This window comes from Pseudomonas sp. HLMP (assembly GCF_046365545.1).
GTDB classification, from domain to species: Bacteria; Pseudomonadota; Gammaproteobacteria; order Pseudomonadales; family Pseudomonadaceae; genus Aquipseudomonas; species Aquipseudomonas guariconensis_B.
The window spans coordinates 4,529,281-4,554,489 of record NZ_JBDLLR010000001.1; the positions used below are offsets into that span (position 1 = coordinate 4,529,281).

Sequence of the window (25,209 nt, forward strand, 5' to 3'; positions counted from 1 at the left end):
TCACTGGCGCAGTGAGTGCGGCCAATGGTGCAAGGCCTGGCCGCACAAGTACAGTCATGTCTATTGATAATGACTATCGAAGAAGCCGAGGTGTTCGATCAGGTCAGCGCGGTCATCACCGCTGCCTGGTAGGCCGGGCGCGCCGTCAGGCGCTCGTACCAGGCCTCCAGGTGGTGCATGGCCGGGCGCTCGATGGGCATCTCGAACCAGGCATAGATGAAACTCCCCAATGGGATGTCGCCCATGCCGATCTGGTCACCAGACAAGTACGGCTGGTGGGCCAGGGTTTCATCGGCGATGGCCAGCAGTTGGGCACATTGCTTGTGCGCGGCGTTGATCGCCACCCAGTCGCGCTGCTCTTCGGGCGTGCGCAGCAGGCCCCAGAACAGCGGGCGGAACGGGCCGGCGAAGGACGAGGTGGCCCAGTCCATCCACTTGTCGGCCTGGGCGCGCTGGCGAGGATCGTCCAGGTACCAGCCCTGCTCCTGGCCGTACTCGGCGCAAAGGTAGCGGACGATGGCGTTGGACTCCCACAGCACCAGGTCGCCGTCCTCGAGCATCGGCACCAGGCCGTTGGGGTTGCGCGCCCGGTAGTGAGGCTCGTCGACCACGCCGAAGGCGCCGCCGGCATCGATGGATTCGAAATCGAGGCCCAGTTCATGGGCGATCCACAGCGCCTTGCGCACATTGCTCGAGTTCTTGCGGCCCCAGATCTTCAGCATGACCCTGTCCTTGTGAATGCGGAGGGTGATCAGTCTACTCCAGAGAACCGCTTCGTGCCCCATCGCCGGCAGCCCCACAGGTTCGGCACCGCCCCCAACAACGGCGCGGTCCATGTGGGGCTTGCCAGCGATGGGCTGCAAGGCAGCCCCAGGATGACGAACCCGACAGAACGCCTGCAACCACACCCTGTCATCGTTCAGACCCTACCCTTCATGCCGTTGCGTCTAAGCTCTGTGGGACGGCTCAAGCCCCTGGTTCCAAGGAGGACCGATTATGTTGCTGTTGTGGTTGGTGGTGCTGGTGATCGGCGCGGCGTACCTCACGCACCGGCGCCTGGCGCCCTTGCAGATCCTGGGTATCCTCGCGGCCTATGTGCTGCTGATGGGCATTTTCAGCAGCGCCCCCGGCTGGCTGCTGACCCTGCTGTGGATCGTGCTGGCACTGAAGATCGCCCTGGTGGCATTGCCGCAGTGGCGGCGCAAGGTATTCACAGGCCCGGTGTTCGAATGGTTCCAGCGCACCCTGCCGCCCATGTCGCAGACCGAGCGCGAGGCCATCGACGCCGGCACCGTGTGGTGGGACGGCGAGCTGTTCAGCGGCCGCCCGAACTGGAACACCCTGCTCGACTATCCGGCACCGAAACTGACCGACGAAGAACAAGCCTTCATCGACGGCCCAACCGAAGCACTCTGCGCCATGGTCAGCGACTGGCAGATCGGCCAGGACCTGGACCTGCCGCCCGAAGCCTGGCAGCACATCAAGGATCAAGGTTTCTTCGCCCTGATCATCCCCAAGGAATACGGCGGCAAGGGCTTCTCCGCCTACGCCCACTCCCAGGTGGCGATGAAGCTGGCCACCCGCAGCGGCGACCTGGCCTCCACGGTGATGGTGCCCAACTCCCTGGGCCCGGCCGAACTGCTGCTGCACTACGGCACCGACGAGCAGCGCAATCACTACCTGCCACGCCTGGCCCGTGGCGAGGAAATCCCCTGCTTCGCCCTCACCGGCCCCTTGGCCGGCTCCGACGCCGGTGCGATGCCTGATACCGGTATCGTCTGCAAGGGCCAGTGGAATGGCGAAGAGGTCATCGGCCTGCGCCTGAACTGGGAAAAGCGCTACATCACCCTCGGCCCGATCGCCACCCTGCTGGGCCTGGCGTTCAAGGCCTACGACCCGGACCACCTGCTGGGCGAGGAAGAAGAGCTGGGCATCAGCCTGGCGCTGATCCCCACCGACACCCCCGGCGTCGAGATCGGCAAGCGCCACCTGCCCCTGGGCGCCGCCTTCATGAACGGCCCCAACAGCGGCAAGGACGTGTTCGTGCCGCTGGACTTCCTCATCGGCGGCCAGGGTATGCTCGGCAAGGGCTGGATGATGCTGATGAACTGCCTATCGGTAGGCCGCTCGATCTCCTTGCCTGCCGTGGGCACCGGGGTGGGCAAGTACACCAGCCTGGTCACCGGCCAGTACGCCAACATCCGTGAGCAGTTCAACGTACCGCTGGCGGCCTTCGAGGGTATCCAGGAATCCCTCGCCCGCATCGGCGGCAACGCCTGGCTGATGGACAGCGCCCGCCTGCTCACCGCCAAGGCCGTGGACCTGGGCGAGAAGCCCTCGGTGTTGTCGGCGATCCTCAAGTATCACCTGACCGAACGTGGCCGCGAGTGCATCCAGCACGCCATGGACGTGCATGGCGGCAAGGCCATCATCATGGGCCCGAACAACTACCTGGGCCGCAACTGGCAAGGTGCGCCGATCTTCATCACCGTCGAGGGCGCCAACATCCTCTCGCGCAATCTGATGATCTTCGGCCAGGGCGCGATCCGCTGCCACCCGTTCGTGCTCGAGGAAATGGCCCTGGCCGGGCGCGAGGACCGTGGGCAGGCGCTGGCCGAGTTCGATGAGCTGCTGATGAAGCACATCATGTTCGCCGCCGGCAACGCGGCCAGCACCCTGGTCTACAACCTCGGCCTGGGCCGCCTGGAGAACGTCCCTGGCGATGCCCTGAGCCAAGGCTACTTCCGTGCGCTCAACCGCCAGGCCGCGGCCTTCGCCCTGCTGGCCGACCTGTCGATGATGCTGCTCGGCGGTGCACTGAAGCGCCGCGAACGGCTGAGCGCACGCCTGGGCGATGTGCTGAGCCACCTGTACCTGGGCTCGGCGGCGCTCAAGCGCTATCACGACCTGGGTTCGCCCGAGCACATGCAGCCCCTGTTGCGCTGGGCCATGGAAGAAAGCCTGGGCCAGGCGGAAAACGCCCTGGACCGGTTGCTCGATAACTTCCCTAACCGTTTCGTCGGTTGTGCCTTGCGCGTCCTGGTGTTTCCGTTCGGCCGTCGGCATACCGGGCCGAGCGACGAGCTGGACGCCGAGGTGGCGGCGCTGATCGGCCGAAGCAAAGGTGACCCGGCGCTCGAAGAATTGTTGACCGGTTGCTTCCGGCCCCAGGCGGAAGGCGACCCGGTGGCGGCACTGCAGCGGGCCTGCGACCTGCTGGATGAAACCGGGCCTTTGCACAAGACGCTGCACCACGCCATCAAGGAGGGGGGGGTACGGCTAGCGAACGGGCAATCGGCTATCGACGAAGCCGTCGCAGCCGGTGTCCTGCAGCCAGCCGAGGGCCAGCGTTTGCACGAAGCCGAAAGAGCCCGACGGGCAGTGATCGACGTCGATGCATTCGAAAAAGACGCGCTCACGCTCAACCCAGACCAGGTGCGATAGCCGGCATAAGCCAGATAGCAGCGAGCGGTCATTCATTGAACAGCTCGCTCACTTTCTCCGCTGAGAACAACGGGACGGGAATGATCGTGAACGCCCAATACATGAACCGGGTGTCACTCAGGTCGCGCGCCCACACGGCAGTGAAAGCAGTGGGCAAGACAGCGGCGGGCGTGAACACGCCCGCCCGAGAGATCTTTCCATTGCCCGAAACGATCTTCCACTCGAGCTCGTCGACTGGAACTTGTACTTGCTCATCGGATTCAGCGCTCACGTACCATAGCGACAGCGACAGTTTGCCTGCTGACACCTTGGCCTTGAAAAAATGCGTCTGGGGCGCATAACGGGAAATGAATGTTGAGAAGGCAATGCTCTCACCTCGGCTGGCCTTGATCACATCCACCGTCACAGGCTCCCGGACCGTCGCCGACAGCGCGGCAGGGCGGTCGGTCTTGTTGTCAGGCTCCAGTTCGGCGGCTGGTTGCAGCGCCGCTGGCGGGAAGTAGTACTGCCTACCGTTTTCACGCCCCATCGTCCCCAGATGGGCACCTTCGAAAGCAAAGGTGGCCTCACCGGCAGGCTCAAGCACGAGTTCCTGCTTGGCATCGAAACTGCCAATCGCGCGGACCAGAGGCGTGATGGCCATTGTGTTCGTCAAACCGGCTATCTCATCGTCGGACGATCGTGGCGTTGCCGCCGTACCAGCCGCATAGAATGCCCAGTAACTGTAGAGGCTGGCTTCAAAGACTCCGCCCTCGAATTCGAACGATGACGGCGGAGCCAAAAGCGAAGCGAGCCATTGACTATCGCTCGGCGGCAGATCTTTATAAACCTCGGGGTACATCAACGATGAAATAATGATCACATTGTAATCACTGGCGATCTCTGCTGATGGCGGTGCTGCTGCAAAAGCGCGCGTGTCCTCGCCGAACAGCCAAAGCCAGGGCGAAAACTTACCAGCGTTTTCGAAATGCACCGATACATCATGCATGAGCGGGTTCAACGGTGGCGTAAGGCGATACAACAGCGTTTGCCCCCGACGTTCGAAATAGCCTCTGAAAAACGCAAGATCCGCATCGCTACCATTAAAGGTGTACTCGGCCGGGCTCGACCACTCCAGGCGCAGCGCCCCCAGGTCCAAGGTCCTGTAGCGTAACCGACTGTCCCCCAGCAAGGCCTTGATCGACAGGGTCTTATCGTCACCGGGCCATGTCTGGCTTATGTCACTGACCCAACCATGACTTGTGCCTGCTTCGTGGGTCAGGGTCATCTCCAAGTCACTCAGCAGGTGCTTGCTCACTTCAATATGCTTATCGGTATAGAGAAGCGATGGGTAACCCAGCCACACCAGCCTGATTTTCCTACTGACCGGGCCGGTGATGCGGTCAAAATAGACCCTCTCGCTTTTTGCAGTTGCTTTGTCGGCATGCAGCCTCCACTGGCGATTGATCGTGTCCCGATCAATCAGGAAAAACACCGGCGAAGGCTCGAGCTCCATGATTTTCATCGCAACTCTCCTCTTTCGTCCAAGTGGAACACCTTTCCCCTCGGCTCGAAACTGGCAGAATTGTCAGGTACGAAAAATCTGGCTGTCCGGTGATGCACCGACCTCTATAATCCCGTCCCACTCAATTTCCTCGAGGACTTTTTCATGGCGACCGACTACCAAGCCTACCACCTGCAGTTGCTGCATCATCTGCGCACCATCCTGGTAGCACTCGGCGACGCCGAGCAGGTGCCTGAAGAAAGCCACACGCTGTTCCTGGAGCGCTTCGATGAACTGCTTGCCGTGCTTCCCAAGGACCCGCTCGAAAGCCAGTACCTCGGCCAGGACCTAATCTGCCAGGTGATCCAGCGCTACCCGCAGATTGCCCATCTGGTCCCCCGTGACCTGCTGTGGTTCTTCGGCGGGGATTGCCTGCATTTCATGCCTGACGAAGAACTGAACCTGTATCAGCGACTGGAAGAACTCCGGTACGAGGCAGAGCAGAAAGGCGAAGCGTTCGACTGGCACCAGCAAAAGCAACGGCTCAGCCTGCCAGACGGTGACGGCCGGCACTGAGGTGCCCCCGTGCGTCACGCTCGAGCGCCTGAGCCTTAACGGGCAGCAGAGTAACCGTCCATATTTCCACGCCCCTCGGGTGAAGAGCCTTACATTTTTGTAGAGCCATCCCACCTATCCTGCGAGCCGAACATGCGCGTCCATGTTTGAGCATCGTTTTTCACCTTCAGGATCTATGGATATGAAAAAGACTTTGGCAGCCCTCGCCTTGGGCTTAGCAAGCAGCGCCGCAGTGGCCAATACAGGCAACATCAATTTTCACGGCACGGTCACACCGGGGGGCACCTGCCCCATCGAAATCGTCGAGCCCGGCAGCGGCGGCACCATTCTCCCCCGCGTGGTGATTGGTAACTTTCACCCCAGTTATTTCGACAGCGTTGGCAAGCGAACCCCGCATATTCCATTCGCCCTGCGTGTCACACCGGGAGGCGGTTGCACCATCAACCCAGGTGAGCAAGGTTACGTGACCTTCTCGCCCCTCCACGGCCCCAGCGGCACCGATCTCTATGCACTGCGACCAGGCGGTGCCGAGGGGCTGGCACTGGCCATTCAAGACAAGAGCAGGACCAACCTGGCGCCCGATGCGGAGTCGGCAGGCTACGCGCTCGACGATACCAAGCCCACTGACATGCTGTTCTACGCCATGTACCAGGCTACCAACGCAACCGTCACCCCAGGTTATGCTGCCGCTGATGTGACCTTCCTGGTCGACATCAAGTAGTACGTTGCTCCAGGCAGTCTCGAACCAGCCTGGAGCATTCCGTTACCCGCCCACCACGAGATTCTTCCATGTTTCGCAAGATCCTGCGCGGTTGCCAGTTGCCAGTAGCGGTGGCAGCCTGCCTGGGCCTGCTCTCGCCGCTCGACGCCCAAGCAGCCCTGACCATCAGCGCAACCCGCCTTATCCAGCCCAGCGACAAGCACAGTACGTCCCTGATCGTCGCCAACCCCAGTCAGCGCACTTATGCCGCGCAAGCCTGGGTCAACACCAGCACCGACGACAACGCCACCGCTGTCCCGTTGATCGCGTCGCCAGCCTTGTTCCGTATCGATCCGGGCAGCGAGCAGACCGTGCAGATCAACCGTCTGCCCAATGACCTGCCGCAAGATCGCGAGTCATTGTTTTTCTTCAATTTGCAGGAGATTCCCCAGTCGGATGCCGAACCAGGCAACGCCTTGACCATCGCCATGCGCACCCGTATCAAGGTCTTCTACCGCCCAAGCCAGCTCAAAGGTCGCCCGCAAGATCGGCTGGCGGAGCTGGCCTGGTCAGTGCAGTCGATAGAGGGCAAGGCGCATCTGGTGGTGGACAACCCCTCCCCTTTTCACTTCACCTTCAACCAACTCACCGTCACCGGCCCCCAAGCGAGCGAGAAAATCGAATCCAGGCACATGGCGCTCCCCTTGGGCCGTCAAACCTATCCACTCCATACGTTGTCGGTCCAGGATGGACTGAAGGTCGAGTTCACCACCGTCAATGACTATGGTGGTATCACTCCCAAAGTGATCAGCCCCGTGAGCCGATCCTGATGCGTCTCATGCCTTCAGCATCGGGCTATAGGTGGGGAAGTCGACCCATGTCTTGCCCGCGTCGAAACTCACCCCCACATGCAGCGTGAAGGTGTGGTTACGGCGCAGTTGCGCCAGATACGTCTTGGGAACTGTCACGCTATCGTTCATCCCGATACCCTGGCTGACCTCGCCCGGTGTGACGACATGCGCTTCGAGCACAGGGTAAGGCTGTGCATCACCACCACTTTGCAGGACGCCAGTGATGGTGATCCTGACCTGCTGGCCAGCGGCCATCCATGACCAGATCCCCAACCTGACAGGTACCAGCGCTGGCGCCGGCCCGAGACTGAAACCATTACCATCGGCCCCTTGCAACTGCACTTGGGGCAAGTGCTCCGACAATGGGCTTACAGCAAGATTACGCGCAGCAGAGGGGAAGGTATCCACCCCATCAAACACGTGGTAGCCGACAACCACCGTTTGCCGACTGTAGGCCAGGAGGCTCTTCACCGGGATGAGAAAATGCCGCTCGGTTCCAGGCTGCGGCTCGGCTGTGGAGAAATAACCATAATCGCCCGGATCGCCCCACGTCACCGTCACCGTCTCGTCCGGAAACAACCGTGCTGTCTCAGGGATTTCTACCAATAAAGGCTCGACGAATGCATTCATCGACAACGTAAGGTCTGGCCCTGCGCCGGTTGCCTGGGGAATTTCCACCCAGCCCAGGTCACGTGGTATTGGCTGAGCGTTCACCCCCATCTCCAACGAACGAGCCTGCGCGCTCAGATTGCCCGCGCGATCCTCTATCTCGTAGTAGGCATAACGTTGGCCGTCTTGACGCTCACGAATCATCTGGCCTTGAAAGTCGATGAACAAGGGCTGCGCGATGTCATCGACGTTCAGGGTTCTACTGTCGACGCGTTCCGAATCATCAGCGCTCGCTCCCCAGTACCACGTGATGATGTCGCCCGGCATGGGGGTTTCGTAATCGGGGACCCGGGTACGTAAACGGTCTTGGTGACGCTCCAGATAACGAGCGGTCAGCCCGTCCCTCTCGATCTGCTCGGCATCCTCGACGATTTCGAGTCGACCACGTTGGCCGCCTAGCGCAGGTGCTGTCTTGTCGATGTACAGCGTAAGCGGCTCGGACGCTTCCGTCCCTTCGTTGCCCAGTGTCACCCGGTACGTCAAGCTATGCCGCCCCTCGACCAGTTTCTCCACCGGCACCTCGAAATCCAGGTCTTCTTCACGCACCGGAACGGTCCAACACCTGGAGTCGAGAAACTGGTCATCCCACTGCAACTCCAGGGTTTCTGGTTCCTCTTCACTGGGGTCGGATATCAGCCACTTGGGAACGCTGACCAGAAGCGGCCTTCGCACAGCCCTGACGGGCAACAAGTTAGGCTCACCTCCCGGAATATCCTCCAGCAGATCAGGAACAATCACCGGTTTGAGCAAGAGCAGGCTTTCATCGGACTGGCGCATCGTCGACCTCTCCCCAAAAAAAAGGAAGACTCGGCGTCTTCCTCTTCAGCGTTGTTCACCAGCTGTAGCGCAGCCCCAGGTTCACCCCCCACGGCTGGTCAATATGTTCGCCACGGCTGTAGTCGAAATCAGCATGCAGTTGCAAGCGCTCCACCATCGATACAGCCACACCCACACCGAGTTCGCCACGCGAGCCTGACAGGTCGTTATCGAAGCGATGGGTATTGACCTTGACCTCATTGTCATCGATGAACTCGTATGCATAGGCGTGACACGCCTGGATTTCCAGGCCCGCTACTACCAGAGCGCCTCGAAGGTCACACCAGGGCTGGCGGAGGGCGCGTTGAGCTTTACTGTGAGTTACGAGTGACGGGGGCGGCCTCGGCTCCGGCAAGGCTCAGCTCGACCTCCAGACGCCAAGTACAAAAACCACCATGCTCCATTGGCAGGTTAGATTTCATCAGCCACCTGATTAAACATCCTGTTTATTTTCCTGGACACGGATTCAGCGCTACAGTGGTTGACCTATCAGCCCCGGCTAGCGCCGCCTCAACGATTCCAGAAAGAAAGGTAGTCGGACCGCCACGACCGACACAGGTCAGGCGTCAACCTACAAGGAGGTGCAATGAAATGCAGGACCATTGAACACTGGCAACGCTTGAGCGATCTACCTGCAATGCTCGACGCCCTGCCGGATATCACCAACGAACTGGGATTTCGGTTCCATGACTTTTCCTTCTGCAGCCCTGGGCATCACGTCGAGTCAGGTAACCTGCCGGCGGGAGCCCCTGCATTGATTCACGCCGCACTCGAGCTTAGCGCCCCCCACCAGCAAGGTTCGGAGCTCCCGTTGTTCTGGACCCCAGAAATCTTCGCCGCCACCCCTGACATGTGGGCCAGGGCGCAAGCGATGGGCTTGACGCATGGCTGGGTGCAGCCGCTGCACGACGGCACGGCCAGGAGCAGCCTGGCGCTCCTGCGCCCCGACGCCAGCGTGTCGGCAGCAGAGCTCTACGAGAAAGCGGCCATCGTCATCTGGGTGGGTAAACAGCTTCATCGGGCCGCAGCGCAAGCGGGTCACGGAGGCTCGAGCGTCTGACGCACCCTTGCCCATGGCGCAATGGCCAGCCCATGTGATGCGGCGCCGCACAAACGAAAAAAGACGCCGAAGCGTCTTTTTTCGTTGATCTACAGACTCCCTTGGAACCCTGCAAATCGATATTTGGAGCGGGAAACGAGACTCGAACTCGCGACCCCGACCTTGGCAAGGTCGTGCTCTACCAACTGAGCTATTCCCGCATTGTGAAGCTTTACCGCCAATCGACGTGAAGCGCCTTGAAGACCTTCACCATCACTGCATCGCATAGACGCCACAGTATCGAAACTGGAGCGGGAAACGAGACTCGAACTCGCGACCCCGACCTTGGCAAGGTCGTGCTCTACCAACTGAGCTATTCCCGCAAATGGCGTCCCCTAGGGGACTCGAACCCCTGTTACCGCCGTGAAAGGGCGGTGTCCTAGGCCACTAGACGAAGGGGACACACAACGCTTTTCAGCGCACCAGGATTTCCTTTCGAAGCATCCTGGATTTCTTTTTCCAGCACCGCCGAAGGCCATGCCGTGGAAACTGGAGCGGGAAACGAGACTCGAACTCGCGACCCCGACCTTGGCAAGGTCGTGCTCTACCAACTGAGCTATTCCCGCATTGGCGTCCCCTAGGGGACTCGAACCCCTGTTACCGCCGTGAAAGGGCGGTGTCCTAGGCCACTAGACGAAGGGGACACGCTACATCTTTTCACTCCCTGCCGCATATCGCGTTGTGCTTTACGCTGCAAGTGGCGCGCATTCTATGGACGCCTTGGGAAGCCGTCAACCCTTTTGTGGAAATTTATTTAAATCAATGACTTCCGCCCTTCTTGATAGCCAGGGCTGGAGGCGCCCAAGGATTGGCGTTGATTTTCTGACGACACCCCGGCAAGCTCGCAGCAAAGTGCCAGCACCTGGGGAAATCGGGCTTTTTGCCGATACCCACTCGGTGGGGACCGCTTCGCGGGCAAGCCCGCTCCCACAGGGGGCTACAGCAGATCGAACGCTGTCCGCCCGGCTGCACTGTTCGGTCGAAAGCGAACTTACTACACTCAAGCTGTAAAACTTCTTCATGAGGCGTTAACGGTGACACCACTTCTGATCACCCTGCTCATCGTGGCGGGTATCGCGTTGCTGATCGTGATCGGCTATCTGAACAACGTGGTCGAGAACGCCAAGCTCGAGCGCGCGCGCCTGAAGATCGAACTGGGCGAGCGCCTGCGCCGCTGCGGCGAGATCACCGAGACCTTCCCCGGGCAACTGATGACGCCCGCCCTCAAATTGCTGCTGACCCGCCTGGAGCTGAACCTCAACCAGCGCCAACTGGCCCTGGACAAGCACAACGGCGACCTCGCGGCGCGCATCACCGAACTCGAAGGGCTGGTCGCCCAGGGCGAAGGGATTGCGGTGAACAACCCGCCCAGCCCGATCCAGACCGAGGCCAAGGCCAAGGACGTGCGTTTCCTGCTGGAGCTGCTGCACAATCAGGTCGTGCGCGCCACCCAGGAAGGCTTCCTGGCCACCAGCGAAGGCAAGCACTGGGTCAAGGAGATCCGCCACATGCTGGTGCTGCTGCACATCGAGTTCTTCAACAACCTCGGCCAGCAGGCCCTGCAGCAGAACCAGCCGGGGCAGGCGCGCCTGGCCTTCGAACGGGGCGTGCAATACCTGCGCAAGCAGCCCGAGCCCAAGGTGTACGAAGAGCAGCTGACCTACCTGGAGAAACTGCTGGCGCGGGCCAATGCCCAGGTGCTGGACCAGATGGAGCCGGCGCAGAGCGACGAGAACGCGCTGACCCAGGGACTCAAGACCGATGAGGACGAGACCTGGAAGAAGAAGGTGATCTACGACTGATCCTGGCTCAGCCGTGGGCCTGAACAGGCATGAAAAGGGGCCATCAGCATCGTAATGCTGTTCACTTAAGTCTGATGTGACATCGATTGGGGCTGCCTTGCAGCCCTTCGCGGGCAAGCCCGCTCCCACAGGATCGTGCTTGCAGCGTACTTGTGGGAGCGGGCTTGCCCGCGAAGGGCCGCAAGGCGGCCCCAATTGCTTAAGTGAACAGCATTACCATCATCATCGGCCCTTTTCTTTTATCGGCAGTCGGTCAACTCGAGGAAGATCGCCGCCAAGCGCTCCAGCCCCAGCTGATCCGCCTCGCTGAAGCGCGCCAGCTTCGGGCTGTCCAGATCCAGCACGCCAATCAACCGGCCCGCCTTCACCAGCGGAATCACCAATTCGCTGTTGGAGGCGCTGTCGCAAGCGATATGCCCCGGGAAGGCATGCACATCCTCGACCCGCTGGGTCTGCCGCGAAGCCGCCGCGGCACCGCACACCCCCTTGCCGAACGGAATGCGCACGCAGGCCACCTGGCCCTGGAACGGCCCGAGCACCAACTGCTCGTCGCGGTTGAGGTAGAAGCCAGCCCAGTTCAAGTCCTCCACCTGGTTGAACAGGAAGGCCGAGAACTGCGCGGCGTTGGCGATGAAATCGCGCTCGTCGGCAAACAGCGCCTGTACTTGCGCGGCCAGCAGGTCGTAGCCATCGAGGCCGCTGCCACTGGCATTGAGATCGATCATTGTTTCTGCTCCAGCAATTGCAGTCCGACCCAGTAGCGGGCGAACTGATAGGCACAACGGCCATTACGGTTGCCGCGGCCAGTGGCCCAGCGCACGGCGAGTTTGTCCAGCGCCTCGTCGCGCTGCCAGGTGAGCCCGGCCGCCTGGGCCAACTGGCCGATCCAGTGCTCGACCACGTTGAGGAAATGCTCCTGGGTGAACGGGTAGAACGACAGCCACAGGCCGAAACGGTCGGACAGGGCGATCTTGTCTTCCACCGCCTCGCTGGGGTGCAGTTCGCCGTCGATCATCTTCCAGTTCTCGTTGTCGCTCTGCTTCTCCGGCACCAGGTGGCGGCGGTTGGAAGTGGCGTACAACAGCACGTTGTCCGGGGCCTGCTCCAGCGAACCGTCGAGCACGCTCTTGAGCACCCGGTAGTCGCCCTCCCCCGCTTCGAACGACAGGTCGTCGCAGAACAGGACGAAACGTTGAGGCAGCTTCTGCAGTTGCTCGACCACCCGCGGCAGGTCGGCCAGGTGGTCACGCTCGATCTCGATCAGGCGCAGGCCCCGGCCTGCGTGCTCGGCCAACAGGGCACGCACCAGCGACGACTTGCCGGTGCCGCGCGAGCCCCACAGCAGGGCGTGGTTGGCCGGCATGCCATCGATGAACTGCCGGGTGTTGCGGCCCAGTTGCTCGCGCTGCTGGTCGACGCCGATCAGGTCGTCCAGGCGGATGTCCAGGCTGACCTGAAGCGGCATCAGGTAGCCGCTGCGGCCATCGCGCTGCCAGCGCGCAGCCAGGGTGGTGCTCCAGTCGATGTCCGGGCGGGGCGCGGGCAACAGGGGTTCGAGGCGCGCCAGTACCGATTCGGCGCGTTCCAGGAAAGCATTCAAGCGAGCGTCCATGACGACTCCTAGCAGACAGATTTCAGTTTTTTCGGGGCCGTCAGGCGGCCCCCTCTAAGCCATCAACTGAAATGAACAGACAGACCCGCCAGCAGCCGAGGCTGATCGGCTATGCTTGCGCAGCGCAAGGGACATGAAACCGGCTCGGGACTCATGGATATCAAGTTCACCAATCGCCTGTCATACAAGCAAGCCCGGTTGACAGTCCTGGTCGGCTTCATCCTGGGAACATTGCTCAGTCTCATCCAGATCGGCATCGATTATGCCAGCGAAGACGCCTCCATCAACCGCGAAGTGCAAGCGCTGCTGCAAATCAGCCGTGATCCGGCCTCACGCGTGGCCTACAACATCGACGCCGAACTGGCCCAGGAACTGACCCGGGGCCTTCTGCAGGCACCGACGGTGATCCGCGCCCGGCTGATCGACAACAACGACACCGTGCTGGCCGATGTCCAGCGCCCGCGCGTGGAAGACCGCTACCGCCCGTTGAGCGACTTCCTGTTCGGCGAGCAACGCCTGTTCCAGGAGCGCCTGTTCTTCGCCCACATGCCCCACGAGTACCTGGGCACGCTGTACCTGGATGTCGACACCTACGCCTTCGGCAGCCGTTTCCTCGACCGCGCCGGGGTCACCCTGGTCAACGGCTTCACCCGCAGTCTGGTATTGGCCGGTATCCTCCTGGCGCTGTTCTACATGATGCTGACCAGGCCGCTGGTCACGGTGATCGGCGCCCTGAGCAGCAGCGACCCGCGCCAACCGCAGCGGGCCCGCCTGGAATGCCCCCACGGCCACGAGCACGACGAGATCGGCGTGCTGGTCAAGGTGGCCAACCAGCAATTCGTCAGCATGGCCACCGAGATCCAGCAGCGGCGCAACGCCGAGAACCGCCTGACCCAGTACCTCAACGAGCTGGAAGACATCGTCTCGGCCCGCACCGACGAGCTCAAGGCCAGCAACGAGCGCCTGAGCCAGTCCAACCAGGAGCTGGAGCAAGCCCGCCGACGCGCCCTGGACATGGCCCAGGCGCGGGCCGCCTTCCTGGCCAACATGAGCCACGAGATCCGTACCCCGCTCAACGGCACGCTCGGCATGATCGCCCTGGCCCTGGACAGCCCGCTGGCCGCCGAACAACGCCAACAGCTGTCGATCGCCCATGATTCGGGCAAGGTGCTGGTCGAGCTGCTCAACGATATCCTCGACCTGTCCAAGTTCGATGCCGGCCAACTGGAACTCGAGCGCATCCCCTTCGACATGGGCGCCATGGTCGAGGACACCGCCAACCTGCTGTCGCAGAATGCCGCGGCGCATGTCGAGCTGACCTGCCTGGTGGCCAGCGACTTCCCCAGCAGGGTGCTGGGCGACCCCACCCGGGTTCGGCAGATCGTCAGCAACCTGCTGTCCAATGCGCTCAAGTTCACCCGTTTCGGCCGTGTCGACGTGCGCCTGGGCACGATCGTCGGTGGTGTGCGCCTGGAGGTGCGCGACACCGGCATCGGCATTCCCGAACAGGCCCAGGCGCGGATCTTCCAGCCCTTCACCCAGGCCGGCGCCGGCATCACCCGCCAGTACGGCGGTACCGGGCTGGGCCTGACCTTGACCCACAACCTGTGCAAGGTCATGCATGGGCACCTGTACATCCACTCCGAGGCGGGCTTCGGCAGCCGCTTCAGCGCCGACCTGCCCCTGCCCGCCCATACCGAGGCCATGGCCCCGGCACCGTTGCAGGGGCGTGTCGTCGCCCTGTGCAACGCCACCAGTGGTCTGGCCGAGCTGCTACAGGCCCTGCTGCCCGGCTGGGGGCTCGACTACCGACGGCTGGACGACCTGGCCGAGGTGCAGATTACGGCGCCCGACCTGCTGATCACCGACAACCGGGAACATCCGCTCGCGCTGCGCCCTGGCTTCAAGGCCCCCATCCTGCTGGTGACCGCCTATGGCAGCTTCCTGCACGGCGAAGCGGCCACAGGCCTGGCGCCACTGCTGCAACTGGCCCGCCCCCTGGCGCGCAAGGCCCTGTACCAGACCCTGCGGCGCACCCTGCAAGGTGGCGAGGCCGACACCCCGCAGGGCGGCGCACAGGCCAAGGCCCAACGACAGCGGGCGCGCATCCTGCTGGTGGAAGACAACCCGGTCAACCAACTGGTGGCCAAGGGCATGCTGGCCAAGCTCGGCTGCGAGGTGCTGCTCGCCACCCAGGGCGCCGAAGCCCTGGAGCAACTGGAGCGGGAGGCCGTGGACATGGTGCTGATGGACTGCAACATGCCGGTGATGGACGGCTACGAAGCCAGCCGACGGATTCGCCAGGATGGGCGCTGGTCACAACTGCCCATCGTCGCCCTGACGGCCAACGCCATGCCCGAGGAGCGCGAACGCTGCCGGGCTGCGGGCATGGACGACTACCTGGCCAAGCCGTTTCGCCGCGAGGAGCTGCTGGCGCTGATCGACCACTGGGTGCCGATCAGCGGCTGAGCAAGGCCTCCACCGCTGCCTTGAGCGCCTCGGGCTTGGTGCTCGGGGAATAGCGGGTGACCTTGCCGCTGGCCGGATCGACCAAGAACTTGGTGAAGTTCCACTTGATGCGCTGGGTGCCGAGCACGCCAGGCGCGCGTTGCTTCAGTTCGACGAACAACGGGTGAGCGCCAGGGCCGTTGACCTCGATCTTGCGAAACAGCGGAAAGCTCACGCCGAAGTTGCGCTCGCAGAACTGGGCGATCTCCCGGGCATCGCCCGGCTCCTGCTTGCCGAACTGGTTGCAGGGAAAACCCAGCACCACCAGCCCGCGCTCGCGGTAGAGCTGCCACAGCTGTTCCAGGCCCTTGTACTGGGGCGTGAAGCCACACTGGCTGGCGGTATTGACCACCAGCAGCGCCTTGGCCTGGAAGTCGCCCAGCCGCTTGTGCTCGCCGCCCAGGGTGACGCAGGGAATGTCCAGCAGGGAATCGGCCATGTCGGTTCTCCGGTCAGTCACGCGGCTTGAGGTCCAGGCACACCGAGTTGATGCAGTAGCGCAGGCCGGTCGGTGGCGGGCCGTCGGGAAACACGTGGCCCAGGTGGGCATCGCAACGGGCGCAGGTGACCTCGGTACGGATCATGCCGTGGGAGGTGTCGCGTACCTCGATCATCGCGCCCTCCTCGATCGGCTCGTAGAAGCTCGGCCAACCGCAGCCGGCGTCGAACTTGGTGCGTGAGTCGAACAGCGGCAGGTCGCAGCAGATGCAATGGTAGATGCCGTCGCGGCGCTCGCTGTTGTACTTGCCGCTGAACGGCCGTTCGGTGCCCTTCAGGCGACACACCTGGTACTGGGCGGGATCGAGCATCTCGCGCCACTGCTCCAGGGTTTTCTCGATCTTTTGCATGGGTGAACCTCGGCAGGCTGAATTTCACCGTGCGCCGTCTTTATTTATGGCGCCGGTGGCACGTATATTAGTCGGCTTGTTGTGCCAGCCAGTCTGGCACGCGCCTCGCCCTTTTCAAACCTTTTGACGGCGGCGCGCCGCGACTTCTCAATCGGGATCACATCATGCAGTTCAGCAAATCGAACAAGCTCGCCAATGTCTGCTACGACATTCGCGGCCCAGTGCTCAAGCACGCCAAACGCCTGGAAGAGGAAGGCCATCGCATCCTCAAGCTGAACATCGGCAATCCGGCGCCCTTTGGTTTCGAGGCGCCGGACGAGATCCTCCAGGACGTGATCCGCAACCTGCCCACCGCCCAGGGCTACAGCGACTCCAAGGGCCTGTTCAGCGCGCGCAAGGCGGTCATGCAGTACTGCCAGCAGAAGCAGATCGAAGGTGTCGGCATCGAGGACATCTACCTGGGCAACGGCGTCTCCGAACTGATCGTGATGTCGATGCAAGCGCTGCTCAACAATGGCGACGAAGTGCTGATCCCGGCGCCGGACTACCCACTGTGGACCGCCGCCGTGAGCCTGGCCGGCGGCAAGCCGGTGCACTACCTGTGCGACGAGCAGGCCGACTGGTTCCCCGACCTTGAAGACATCAAGGCCAAGATCACCCCGAACACCAGGGCCCTGGTGATCATCAACCCGAACAACCCGACTGGCGCCGTGTATTCGCGCGAACTGCTGCTGGGCATGCTGGAGCTGGCGCGCCAGCACAACCTGGTGGTGTTCTCCGACGAGATCTACGACAAGATCCTCTACGACGAAGCCGTGCACATCAGCACCGCCTCGCTGGCCCCGGACCTGCTGTGCCTGACCTTCAACGGCCTGTCCAAGTCGTACCGGGTGGCGGGCTTCCGCTCCGGCTGGCTGATCATCTCCGGGCCCAAGCAGCATGCCCAGGGCTACATCGAAGGCATCGACATGCTGGCCAATATGCGCCTGTGCGCCAACGTGCCGGCGCAGCACGCGATCCAGACCGCCCTGGGCGGCTACCAGAGCATCAACGACCTGGTGCTGCCGCCGGGCCGCCTGCTCGAGCAGCGCAACCGCACCTACGAATTGCTCAACGCCATCCCCGGGGTGAGCTGCGTCAAACCGATGGGCGCGCTGTACGCGTTTGCGAAGATCGACCCGAAGGTCTGCCCGATCCACAACGACGAGAAGTTCGTCCTCGACCTGCTGCTCTCGGAGAAACTGCTGATCGTCCAGGGCACGGCGTTCAACTGGCCGTGGCCGGACCACTTCCGCGTGGTCACCTTGCCACGGGTGGATGACCTGGAGCAGGCGATCGGGCGGATCGGCAATTTCCTGCGTAGCTATCAGCAGTAAGTTCGAGTGCCATGGGGGCTGCGGTGCAGCCCATCGCCGGCAAGCCGGCTCCCACAGGGTCCGAGTCGATCACAAATGGTGCGGCTTGCAGGGCCATGTGGGGGCTGCACACCGGCGCGCCGCGAATGGAGCGCGCAGCGTCCCCGCTTGCACCCGTCCGGATGGGATATCCCTTACATCCTGCAACGCTCTATCTTCGAGGCTTCTCAGAATCCTCTGTCATACTCCCCCGGTACACAGTTTGAAATAGTCAACCGGTTGAATCGCCGGGACCCGCCCCTTATATAGCCCGCAGTAAGCGACATTTTCGTCCGTCAGGAGAACGTAACAACCATGATGCGCATCTTGTTGTTTGTAGCCACCAACCTCGCGGTGGTGCTGGTTGCAAGCATTACCCTGAGCCTGTTCGGCTTCAACGGGTTCATGGCGGCCAACGGGGTTGACCTCAATCTCAACCAACTGCTGGTCTTCTGCGCCGTGTTCGGTTTCGCCGGCTCCCTGGTCTCGCTGTTCATCTCCAAGTGGATGGCCAAGATGACCACCGGCACCCAGATCATCACCCAGCCGCGCACGCGCCATGAACAGTGGCTGCTGCAGACCGTCGAGGAGCTATCCCGCGAGGCCGGCATCAAGATGCCCGAGGTGGGTATCTTCCCGGCCTACGAGGCCAATGCCTTCGCCACCGGCTGGAACCGCAACGATGCCCTGGTGGCGGTGTCCCAAGGCCTGCTCGAGCGCTTCTCGCCCGATGAAGTGCGTGCCGTGCTGGCCCACGAGATCGGCCACGTGGCCAACGGCGACATGGTCACCCTGGCGCTGGTGCAGGGCGTGGTGAACACCTTCGTGATGTTCTTCGCGCGCATCATCGGCAACTTCGTCGACAAGGTCATCTTCAAGAATGAAGAAGGCCAGGGCATTGCCTACTACGTGGCGACCATCGTCGCCGAGCTGGTCCTGGGCATCCTCGCCAGCATCATCGTCATGTGGTTCTCGCGCCGCCGCGAGTACCGCGCCGACGAAGCCGGCGCCCAGCTGGCCGGCACCGGCGCGATGATCGGCGCACTGCAGCGCCTGCGCGTGGAACAAGGCATGCCGGTGCACATGCCCGACACCCTGAAGGCGTTCGGCATCAACGGCGGCCTCAAGCACGGCCTGGCCGGCTTGCTGATGAGCCACCCGCCGCTGGAAGACCGTATCGAGGCCCTGCGCCGTCGCGGTTGATCCGGCTGGAACAAAAAAGGGCGACTTCGGTCGCCCTTTTTCTTGCGAACTGGGGCCGCTTCGCGCCCCAAGATGCCCCCTCACCGCTGCAACAGGTAGGCCCGCTCGACCAGGCTCGGCACTCCAGCCTGGATGAACTTCGGGCTGTCCCGGAGCACCTCCTGCTCATCCAGCAGTTCCACTCGCCACCCCGCGAACCCTCGCCGCACTTCATCATCCGCTACGGAAAACGGCGGCCCGTCGAGCCGCGCCTGGTCATAGTCGAGCGTCACCAACAGCCCCTTGCAGGCAGCCGGCAACAACGCCGACAGCAACGCCATGTAGCGCTCACGCATGCTCGGCGGCAGTGCAATCAAGGCCGCGCGGTCATACACACCGACGCAGTCGGCCAGGTCCTCGGCCCGCAAGGCGAAGAAATCCCCGCACCACAACTCCACATCGCCGCTGCGCCAGGCTTCGAAATCCCCCTGCACCCTGATTTCCGGCGTCAAGCCATGCTCATGGAAAAACGCCTCCACCGCCCGCCGCGACAGCTCCACGCCCAGCACCCGGTGCCCCTGGCCGGCTAGCCAGGCCAGGTCCAGGGTCTTGCCGCACAGCGGCACCAGCACGCGACTGCCCGGCGCCAGCCCCAGCACGGGCCAGTGGGCCTGCAGGCAGGAATTGACCTGCGCCTGGTGGAAGCCGATCTGGTTGTCTGCCCACCGCTTGTGCCAGAACGCTGGCTCCATGTTCCCTCCCGCTTTTTCGATGAAATACCCGGAAAACTTATATTGGATCTCGATCGGTATCTGATCGAAGATGACCTCATCTTAACCGCCAGGAGCACACCATGCTGCCCAGCCTGTTCATTTCCCACGGATCGCCCATGCTCGCCCTGCAACCCGGTGCCAGCGGACCGGCCCTGGCCGCGCTGGCCAACGCCCTGCCACGGCCGAAGGCGATCGTCGTGGTCTCGGCGCACTGGGAAAGCCAGGCGCTACGGGTGACAGGCCATGCACGACCACAGACCTGGCACGATTTCCGTGGCTTCCCCGCAGCGTTGTATGCCGTGCAATACCCTGCCCCGGGCGATCCCTTGCTGGCCCGGCAGGTCAGTGAGCGGCTGGAAGCTGCCGGCCTGCCCGCCCAGCTCGACCCTGAGCGGCCGTTCGACCATGGTGCCTGGGTGCCGCTGTCGCTGATGTACCCGGACGCCAGCATCCCGGTGATCCAGGTATCGCTGCCCAGCCAGCTCGGCCCGGCGTTGCAACTGCGGGTTGGCCGGGCGCTTTCGGCATTGCGCGAGGAAGGCATCCTGCTGGTCGGCTCCGGCAGCATCACCCACAACCTGGGCGAGCTGGACTGGCATGCCGGGCCGGATGCCGTCGAGCCCTGGGCGCTGGCGTTCCGTGATTGGGTGGTCGAGCGGTTGGGCGAGGATGACCAGGCGGCGCTGCTCGACTATCGGCGGCAGGCACCGTTCGCGGAGCGCAACCATCCCAGCGACGAACACCTGCTGCCGCTGTTCTTCGCCCTCGGGGCTGGCGGCACGTTCGGCCTGGTGCACCAGGGCTTCACCCTGGGGGCGCTGGGGATGGATATCTATCGGTTCGGCTGAAGGCCTGCTGCGACAGTGCAGCGGCCCCAGCATTAACGCTTGCCCCTACCGAGCAGACAAAAAAATCCCCAGCCTGAGCCGGGGATTTTTTCATTGCGCCAGGATCAATCCTCGCGGTAGCGGCGCAGCTTCAGCTGCTTGCCGGCCACGCGGGTGTCCTTGAGCTTGGACAGCAGGCGCTCCAGGCCTTCCTCGGGCAGCTCGATCAGGCTGAAGCTGTCGCGCACTTGGATGCGGCCGATGGCATCGCGGGCCAGGCCACCTTCGTTGAGGATCGCGCCCAGCAGGTTCTTGGCGGCGATGCCGTCACGGGCCCCCAGGGCGGTACGGCAACGCACGCGGCCTTCCGGCAGCGGCATCGGCGCACGACGCTCGCGGTCGCCACGCTCGCTGCGCTCACCACGCTCACGCGGGGTGTAGGTCGGCACCAGCGGCTGCTCGCGCTCCACCGAGGCCAGGTCCAGCGCCTGGCCGTTGGTGGCCTTGCGCAGCAGGGCCGCGGCCAGGGCACGCGGGGTGCAGCCGAGGTCGGCGGTCAGGCGGTCGAACAGCTCGCCATGGCTGGCTTCCGATTCGGCCACCAGCGGCGCCAGGCTCGCGGTCAGCTTCTTGATACGCGCATCGAGCACGGCCTGCGGGTTCGGCAGGCGGGCTTCGGCGACCTTCTGTCCGGTCACACGCTCGATGACCTGCAGCATGCGCCGCTCACGCGGGGTGACCAGCAGCAGCGCGCGGCCATCGCGACCGGCACGGCCGGTACGGCCGATACGGTGGACGTAGGACTCCGGGTCGTACGGCATGTCGACGTTGAACACGTGGGTGATGCGCGGTACGTCCAGGCCTCGGGCGGCGACGTCGGTGGCGACGACGATGTCCAGGCGGCCATCCTTGAGCGAGTCGATCACCCGCTCACGCTGGTTCTGGGCGATGTCGCCGTTCAGCGCAGCGGCCTTGTAGCCCTTGGCTTCCAGCGCGGCAGCCAGGTCCAGGGTGGCCTGCTTGGTGCGCACGAAGGCGATCAGCGCGTCGAACTCCTCCACTTCCAGCAGACGCAGCACGGCCGGGATCTTCTGGTCGGCGTGGACCATCAGGTGGGCCTGGTCGATCGCGGTGACGGTCTGGGTCTTGCTCTGGATCTTGACGTGCTTCGGCTCGCGCAGGTGACGCTCGGCGATCGAACGGATCGACGATGGCAGGGTGGCGGAGAACAGCACGGTCTGGCGCGACGCGGGGATGGCGTCGAAGATCACTTCGAGGTCGTCCATGAAGCCGAGCTTGAGCATCTCGTCGGCTTCGTCGAGCACCAGGTACTGGACGGTGGAGAGGACTTTCTCGTCGCGGCGCAGGTGGTCGCACAGGCGGCCCGGGGTGGCCACGACGATCTGCGCGCCGTTGCGAATGGCACGCAGCTGTGGGCCCATCGGGGCACCACCATACACGGCCACCACGTTCACGCCCGGCATCTGCTTGGCGTAGGTTTCGAAGGCGGTGGCTACTTGCAGCGCCAACTCACGGGTCGGCGCCAGGATCAGGGCTTGCGGTTCGCGCTTGCTCACATCGATGCGGTTGAGGATCGGCAGGGCGAAGGCAGCGGTCTTGCCGGTGCCGGTCTGCGCCTGGCCGATCATGTCGTGACCGGCGAGGATGATCGGGATCGATTGTTGCTGGATGGCCGATGGCTCTTCATAGCCGGTAGCCAGCACGGCGGCAACGATGTTCGGATGAAGATCGAGAGCGGCGAATCCGCCGGTTTCCTGGGTCATGGGTCTGCCTCTAGGTGCATCCGCAAAGACCCATGCTCCAAAGCTGCACATGCCTTGAAAGACCCGAGGGTCACCCAGGCAGCTTTGGCGGCGGGGATTTGCGAAAACGATTGAAAAAGGAACGTCTTGGGGAGGTCCGCCTAGCGGACGCGCAGCCGAAGCTGGACTCGGAGGATTTGCACCACCTGATTTTAGGGTCCGCTAAAAGACCGGCGCGTACTATACCCGAATTCGCGCCGGGCCGTTAGATTTTTTTCAAGGGCACAGGCCAGCATTCGGCCACCTGCCCGCACAGGCTGAATCGTTTCCCTGCCCGTCAGGTCGCAGGCCGGATTTCCCGGATCAGGTAATCCAGCGAATACCCCAGGCGCGGCGCCAGCGCCTCGGCACGGGCACGGATACCATCAAGGTCCACCGCCTGCTCCAGGTCCGCCGGCACCAGCAGGATCACGTTGCCCTCCTTCACCGGCAGCTCCCAGTAGTGCCGGAGGTACAACCCGCGCAGCAATGCCGCGCCGAGCGGCTTGCCGTCGTCGCCGGCCCATTGGTTGATCACCAGCCAGCCGCCCGGGTTGAGCTGCCTCTGGCAGTTCTCCAAAAACCCCCAGGCCAGGTGGCCGACACCCGGCCCATGGTCGGTGTAGAGGTCGACGAAGATCAGGTCGGCCTTCTCCGCGCTGGGCAGCAACTCGATGGCATCGCCCACCCGCACGTACAGGCGCGGGTCATCGTCCAAGCCCATGAACTCCATGGCCAAGCGCGGCACATCCGGGCGCAGCTCGATCGCCTCGACATCTTCCAGGGGCAGGAACTTCAGACAGGCCTGGGTCAGGGTACCGGCGCCAAGGCCCAGGAACAGCGCGCTCTCCGGCTGCCCGTGGCACAGCGCGCCGACCAGCATGGCGCGGGTGTAGTCGTATTCCAGCCAGCTCGGGTCGGCGGTGAAGGTGCAGCTCTGCTCGATGGCGTCGCCGAACTCGAGGAAGCGATAGTCCTCCACCTCGTACACGCTGATGACGCCGAAGGCATCCTCGATCCGGGCCAGCAGCCGCTCTTCCCGCTCCGTCGTCATTGCTCGCCACCTGCCCCATGCAAAACGCGCATTGTCCGTCAATGCCCTCGGTGCAACAAGCGCAGCGCCAGCTGATACCATGACAGGCAGCCTACCCACGATATCGAGCCCGTGATGAACCGACCCTGGAGCCCCGACAGCTGGCGCACCCTGCCGATCCAGCAGCAACCGACCTACCCCGACGCCGCGCACCTGCTCAAGGTCGAGCAGACCCTGGCGAGCTACCCGCCGCTGGTGTTCGCCGGCGAGGCCCGTGAGCTGCGCCGGCAGTTCGCCGAGGTCACCGAAGGCCGGGCGTTCCTGCTGCAAGGCGGCGACTGCGCCGAGAGCTTCGCCGAGTTCTCCGCGGCGAAGATCCGCGACACCTTCAAGGTGCTGCTGCAGATGGCCATCGTCATGACCTTCGCCGCCGGCTGCCCGGTGGTCAAGGTCGGGCGCATGGCCGGCCAGTTCGCCAAGCCGCGCTCCTCGGGCGACGAGACCATCGGCCAGGTGACCCTGCCCGCCTACCGTGGCGACATCGTCAACGGCATCGGCTTCGACGAGCACAGCCGCGTGCCGGACCCGGAGCGGCTGCTGCAGGCCTACCACCAGGCCACCGCCAGCCTCAACCTGCTGCGCGCCTTCGCCCAGGGCGGTTTCGCCGACCTGCACCAGGTGCACAAGTGGAACCTGGACTTCATCGCCAACTCGGCCCTGGCCGAGAAATACCACCAGTTGGCTGGCCGTATCGACGAGACCCTGGCGTTCATGCGCGCCTGCGGGCTGGACGGCGCACCGCAACTGCGCGAGACCAGCTTCTTCACCGCCCACGAAGCGCTGCTGCTCAACTACGAGGAAGCCTTCGTGCGCCGCGACAGCCTGACCGGCGACGACTACGACTGCTCGGCGCACATGCTGTGGATCGGCGACCGCACCCGCCAGCTGGACGGCGCGCACGTGGAGTTCCTGCGGGGAGTGCACAATCCGATCGGGGTCAAGGTCGGCCCGAGCATGGACCCGGACGAGCTGATCCGCCTGATCGACATCCTCAACCCGGACAACGACCCGGGCCGCCTCAACCTGATCGTGCGCATGGGCGCCGGCAAGGTCGGCGAGCACCTGCCGGGGTTGATCCGCACCGTCGAGCGCGAGGGGCGCAAGGTGCTGTGGAGCTCAGACCCGATGCACGGCAATACCATCAAGGCCAGCAGCGGCTACAAGACCCGGGATTTCGCGCAGATCCTCGACGAGGTCCGGCAATTCTTCCAGGTGCACCAGGCCGAAGGCAGCCATGCCGGGGGGATTCATATCGAGATGACCGGGCAGAACGTCACCGAGTGCATCGGCGGCGCCCGGCCGATCACCGAGGATGGGTTGTCCGACCGCTACCACACCCATTGCGATCCACGGCTGAATGCGGACCAGTCGCTGGAGCTGGCCTTCCTGATCGCCGAGACGCTCAAGCAGGTGCGCCGCTAAGGGGCCGCTTCGCGCCCCAATGCCGTCTAGCTGACTGGCATTGGGGCAATGCCCCCTATCCTCACTTGCGCAACGGATCATCCCAGAACGGCCGCTCAGATTCCCGCAGGATATCCGCCCGGCTCAACCCCAGGTCCTCCAGCGTCGCATCGCTCAGGCTGGCCAGCTCGCGCCGCTGGCGATACAGCTGGTGCCAGCGGGCAATCCGCGCCAGCAGCCCACGCCCTACCCCCACGAAGGAAAAGGACGGTTTGCCATACAGGGTGGTGATTTGACCTTTCATCGCGAAGCCCTCCGTGTAGATGGCT

21 protein-coding genes, 5 tRNA genes and 2 pseudogenes are annotated in these 25,209 nt (G+C 63.4%); 11 read left to right on the forward strand and 17 right to left on the reverse strand.

Annotation, left to right across the window (positions count from 1 at the left end; genetic code table 11):
- Positions 1 to 98: 98 nt before the first annotated feature.
- Entirely contained in the window at positions 99 to 722 is a 624-nt protein-coding gene (locus tag ABFA30_RS20915) for a glutathione S-transferase (RefSeq protein WP_410045868.1), read from the reverse strand.
- 274 nt (positions 723 to 996) lie between these two features.
- On the opposite strand from ABFA30_RS20915, the gene ABFA30_RS20920 reads away from it, so the two are divergent.
- A complete protein-coding gene (locus tag ABFA30_RS20920) occupies positions 997 to 3,444 on the forward strand; it encodes an acyl-CoA dehydrogenase (RefSeq protein ID WP_368816580.1) in 2,448 nt (815 codons plus the stop codon).
- Positions 3,445 to 3,472: 28 nt separating this feature from the next.
- Here the strand turns inward: ABFA30_RS20920 and ABFA30_RS20925 are convergent, their stop codons facing one another.
- The gene (locus ABFA30_RS20925) at positions 3,473 to 4,948 is read right to left on the reverse strand and encodes a hypothetical protein (protein WP_410045869.1); all 1,476 of its coding nucleotides are present in this window, start codon (positions 4,946 to 4,948) and stop codon (positions 3,473 to 3,475) included.
- A gap of 144 nt (positions 4,949 to 5,092) precedes the next feature.
- Between ABFA30_RS20925 and ABFA30_RS20930 the strand changes: the two genes are divergently transcribed.
- The 3 genes from ABFA30_RS20930 (at position 5,093) to ABFA30_RS20940 (ending at position 7,033) form a co-directional block, all read left to right on the forward strand.
- Positions 5,093 to 5,503, forward strand: coding sequence for a PA2817 family protein (locus tag ABFA30_RS20930; RefSeq protein ID WP_410045870.1), 411 nt, complete (start codon positions 5,093 to 5,095; stop codon positions 5,501 to 5,503).
- 181 nt (positions 5,504 to 5,684) lie between these two features.
- Complete coding sequence (locus ABFA30_RS20935) at positions 5,685 to 6,224, forward strand: fimbrial protein (RefSeq protein WP_410045871.1); 540 nt, start codon at positions 5,685 to 5,687, stop codon at positions 6,222 to 6,224.
- Positions 6,225 to 6,292: 68 nt separating this feature from the next.
- Positions 6,293 to 7,033 carry a molecular chaperone gene (locus ABFA30_RS20940; protein WP_410045872.1) on the forward strand — a complete coding sequence of 247 codons (741 nt, stop codon included), beginning with the start codon at positions 6,293 to 6,295 and terminating at the stop codon, positions 7,031 to 7,033.
- A 6-nt stretch (positions 7,034 to 7,039) separates the two neighbouring features.
- On the opposite strand, the gene ABFA30_RS20945 is transcribed toward ABFA30_RS20940, so the two are convergent.
- A complete protein-coding gene (locus ABFA30_RS20945; RefSeq protein WP_410045873.1) occupies positions 7,040 to 8,500 on the reverse strand; it encodes a hypothetical protein in 1,461 nt (486 codons plus the stop codon).
- A gap of 55 nt (positions 8,501 to 8,555) precedes the next feature.
- Positions 8,556 to 8,768: pseudogene (locus tag ABFA30_RS20950) on the reverse strand (autotransporter outer membrane beta-barrel domain-containing protein); the annotation flags it as partial.
- Positions 8,769 to 9,125: 357 nt separating this feature from the next.
- Here ABFA30_RS20950 and ABFA30_RS20955 point away from each other — a divergent pair.
- Complete coding sequence (locus ABFA30_RS20955) at positions 9,126 to 9,599, forward strand: autoinducer binding domain-containing protein (RefSeq protein ID WP_253080450.1); 474 nt, start codon at positions 9,126 to 9,128, stop codon at positions 9,597 to 9,599.
- 124 nt (positions 9,600 to 9,723) lie between these two features.
- On the opposite strand, the gene ABFA30_RS20960 is transcribed toward ABFA30_RS20955, so the two are convergent.
- The 5 genes from ABFA30_RS20960 to ABFA30_RS20980 form a co-directional block, all read right to left on the reverse strand.
- A tRNA-Gly gene (locus ABFA30_RS20960) sits at positions 9,724 to 9,799 on the reverse strand.
- 86 nt (positions 9,800 to 9,885) lie between these two features.
- Positions 9,886 to 9,961: transfer RNA gene (locus tag ABFA30_RS20965), tRNA-Gly, on the reverse strand.
- Between the two features lie 3 nt (positions 9,962 to 9,964).
- A tRNA-Glu gene (locus ABFA30_RS20970) sits at positions 9,965 to 10,040 on the reverse strand.
- An 88-nt stretch (positions 10,041 to 10,128) separates the two neighbouring features.
- Positions 10,129 to 10,204 (reverse strand) — tRNA-Gly (locus ABFA30_RS20975).
- A gap of 2 nt (positions 10,205 to 10,206) precedes the next feature.
- Positions 10,207 to 10,282, reverse strand: a tRNA-Glu gene (locus ABFA30_RS20980).
- Positions 10,283 to 10,672: 390 nt separating this feature from the next.
- Between ABFA30_RS20980 and ABFA30_RS20985 the strand changes: the two genes are divergently transcribed.
- A complete protein-coding gene (locus ABFA30_RS20985) occupies positions 10,673 to 11,440 on the forward strand; it encodes a hypothetical protein (protein WP_225787091.1) in 768 nt (255 codons plus the stop codon).
- A gap of 239 nt (positions 11,441 to 11,679) precedes the next feature.
- On the opposite strand, the gene ABFA30_RS20990 is transcribed toward ABFA30_RS20985, so the two are convergent.
- Both ABFA30_RS20990 and ABFA30_RS20995 read right to left on the reverse strand, forming a co-directional pair.
- Positions 11,680 to 12,165: a GAF domain-containing protein gene (locus tag ABFA30_RS20990; RefSeq protein WP_225787092.1), complete on the reverse strand. Its 486-nt coding sequence runs from the start codon at positions 12,163 to 12,165 to the stop codon at positions 11,680 to 11,682.
- Positions 12,162 to 13,052 carry an ATP-binding protein gene (locus ABFA30_RS20995; protein WP_225787093.1) on the reverse strand — a complete coding sequence of 297 codons (891 nt, stop codon included), beginning with the start codon at positions 13,050 to 13,052 and terminating at the stop codon, positions 12,162 to 12,164. The genes ABFA30_RS20990 and ABFA30_RS20995 overlap by 4 nt, the downstream gene beginning before the upstream one ends.
- A 111-nt stretch (positions 13,053 to 13,163) precedes the next feature.
- On the opposite strand from ABFA30_RS20995, the gene ABFA30_RS21000 reads away from it, so the two are divergent.
- Positions 13,164 to 15,521, forward strand: coding sequence for a response regulator (locus tag ABFA30_RS21000; protein WP_410045874.1), 2,358 nt, complete (start codon positions 13,164 to 13,166; stop codon positions 15,519 to 15,521).
- Here ABFA30_RS21000 and ABFA30_RS21005 read toward each other — a convergent pair.
- Entirely contained in the window at positions 15,511 to 15,999 is a 489-nt protein-coding gene (locus ABFA30_RS21005; protein WP_225787095.1) for a glutathione peroxidase, read from the reverse strand. The two genes, ABFA30_RS21000 and ABFA30_RS21005, sit on opposite strands and share 11 nt — an antisense overlap.
- Before the next feature lie 13 nt (positions 16,000 to 16,012).
- On the reverse strand, positions 16,013 to 16,408 hold the full coding sequence (gene msrB / locus ABFA30_RS21010; protein WP_253080452.1) for a peptide-methionine (R)-S-oxide reductase MsrB: 396 nt from the start codon (positions 16,406 to 16,408) through the stop codon (positions 16,013 to 16,015).
- A 164-nt stretch (positions 16,409 to 16,572) separates the two neighbouring features.
- Here msrB and ABFA30_RS21015 point away from each other — a divergent pair, with 164 nt between their 5' ends.
- The gene (locus tag ABFA30_RS21015; protein ID WP_225787097.1) at positions 16,573 to 17,784 is read left to right on the forward strand and encodes a pyridoxal phosphate-dependent aminotransferase; all 1,212 of its coding nucleotides are present in this window, start codon (positions 16,573 to 16,575) and stop codon (positions 17,782 to 17,784) included.
- A gap of 333 nt (positions 17,785 to 18,117) precedes the next feature.
- A complete protein-coding gene (gene htpX / locus ABFA30_RS21020) occupies positions 18,118 to 19,005 on the forward strand; it encodes a protease HtpX (protein ID WP_225787098.1) in 888 nt (295 codons plus the stop codon).
- An 80-nt stretch (positions 19,006 to 19,085) separates the two neighbouring features.
- On the opposite strand, the gene ABFA30_RS21025 is transcribed toward htpX, so the two are convergent.
- Positions 19,086 to 19,736, reverse strand: a complete 651-nt coding sequence (locus tag ABFA30_RS21025; protein WP_253167569.1) for a thiopurine S-methyltransferase — start codon at positions 19,734 to 19,736, stop codon at positions 19,086 to 19,088.
- A gap of 101 nt (positions 19,737 to 19,837) precedes the next feature.
- Here ABFA30_RS21025 and ABFA30_RS21030 point away from each other — a divergent pair, with 101 nt between their 5' ends.
- A complete protein-coding gene (locus ABFA30_RS21030) occupies positions 19,838 to 20,605 on the forward strand; it encodes a class III extradiol ring-cleavage dioxygenase (RefSeq protein ID WP_368816491.1) in 768 nt (255 codons plus the stop codon).
- A gap of 104 nt (positions 20,606 to 20,709) precedes the next feature.
- Here the strand turns inward: ABFA30_RS21030 and ABFA30_RS21035 are convergent.
- Both ABFA30_RS21035 and ABFA30_RS21040 read right to left on the reverse strand, forming a co-directional pair.
- Positions 20,710 to 22,402: pseudogene (locus tag ABFA30_RS21035) on the reverse strand (DEAD/DEAH box helicase).
- 282 nt (positions 22,403 to 22,684) lie between these two features.
- Complete coding sequence (locus ABFA30_RS21040; RefSeq protein ID WP_410045875.1) at positions 22,685 to 23,440, reverse strand: spermidine synthase; 756 nt, start codon at positions 23,438 to 23,440, stop codon at positions 22,685 to 22,687.
- Between the two features lie 114 nt (positions 23,441 to 23,554).
- Here ABFA30_RS21040 and ABFA30_RS21045 point away from each other — a divergent pair, with 114 nt between their 5' ends.
- Positions 23,555 to 24,901 (forward strand): class II 3-deoxy-7-phosphoheptulonate synthase, encoded by a 1,347-nt coding sequence (locus tag ABFA30_RS21045; RefSeq protein WP_225787102.1) that lies wholly within the window; start codon positions 23,555 to 23,557, stop codon positions 24,899 to 24,901.
- Between the two features lie 61 nt (positions 24,902 to 24,962).
- On the opposite strand, the gene ABFA30_RS21050 is transcribed toward ABFA30_RS21045, so the two are convergent.
- Positions 24,963 to 25,184 carry a DUF1127 domain-containing protein gene (locus ABFA30_RS21050; RefSeq protein WP_225787103.1) on the reverse strand — a complete coding sequence of 74 codons (222 nt, stop codon included), beginning with the start codon at positions 25,182 to 25,184 and terminating at the stop codon, positions 24,963 to 24,965.
- Positions 25,185 to 25,209 lie beyond the last annotated feature (25 nt).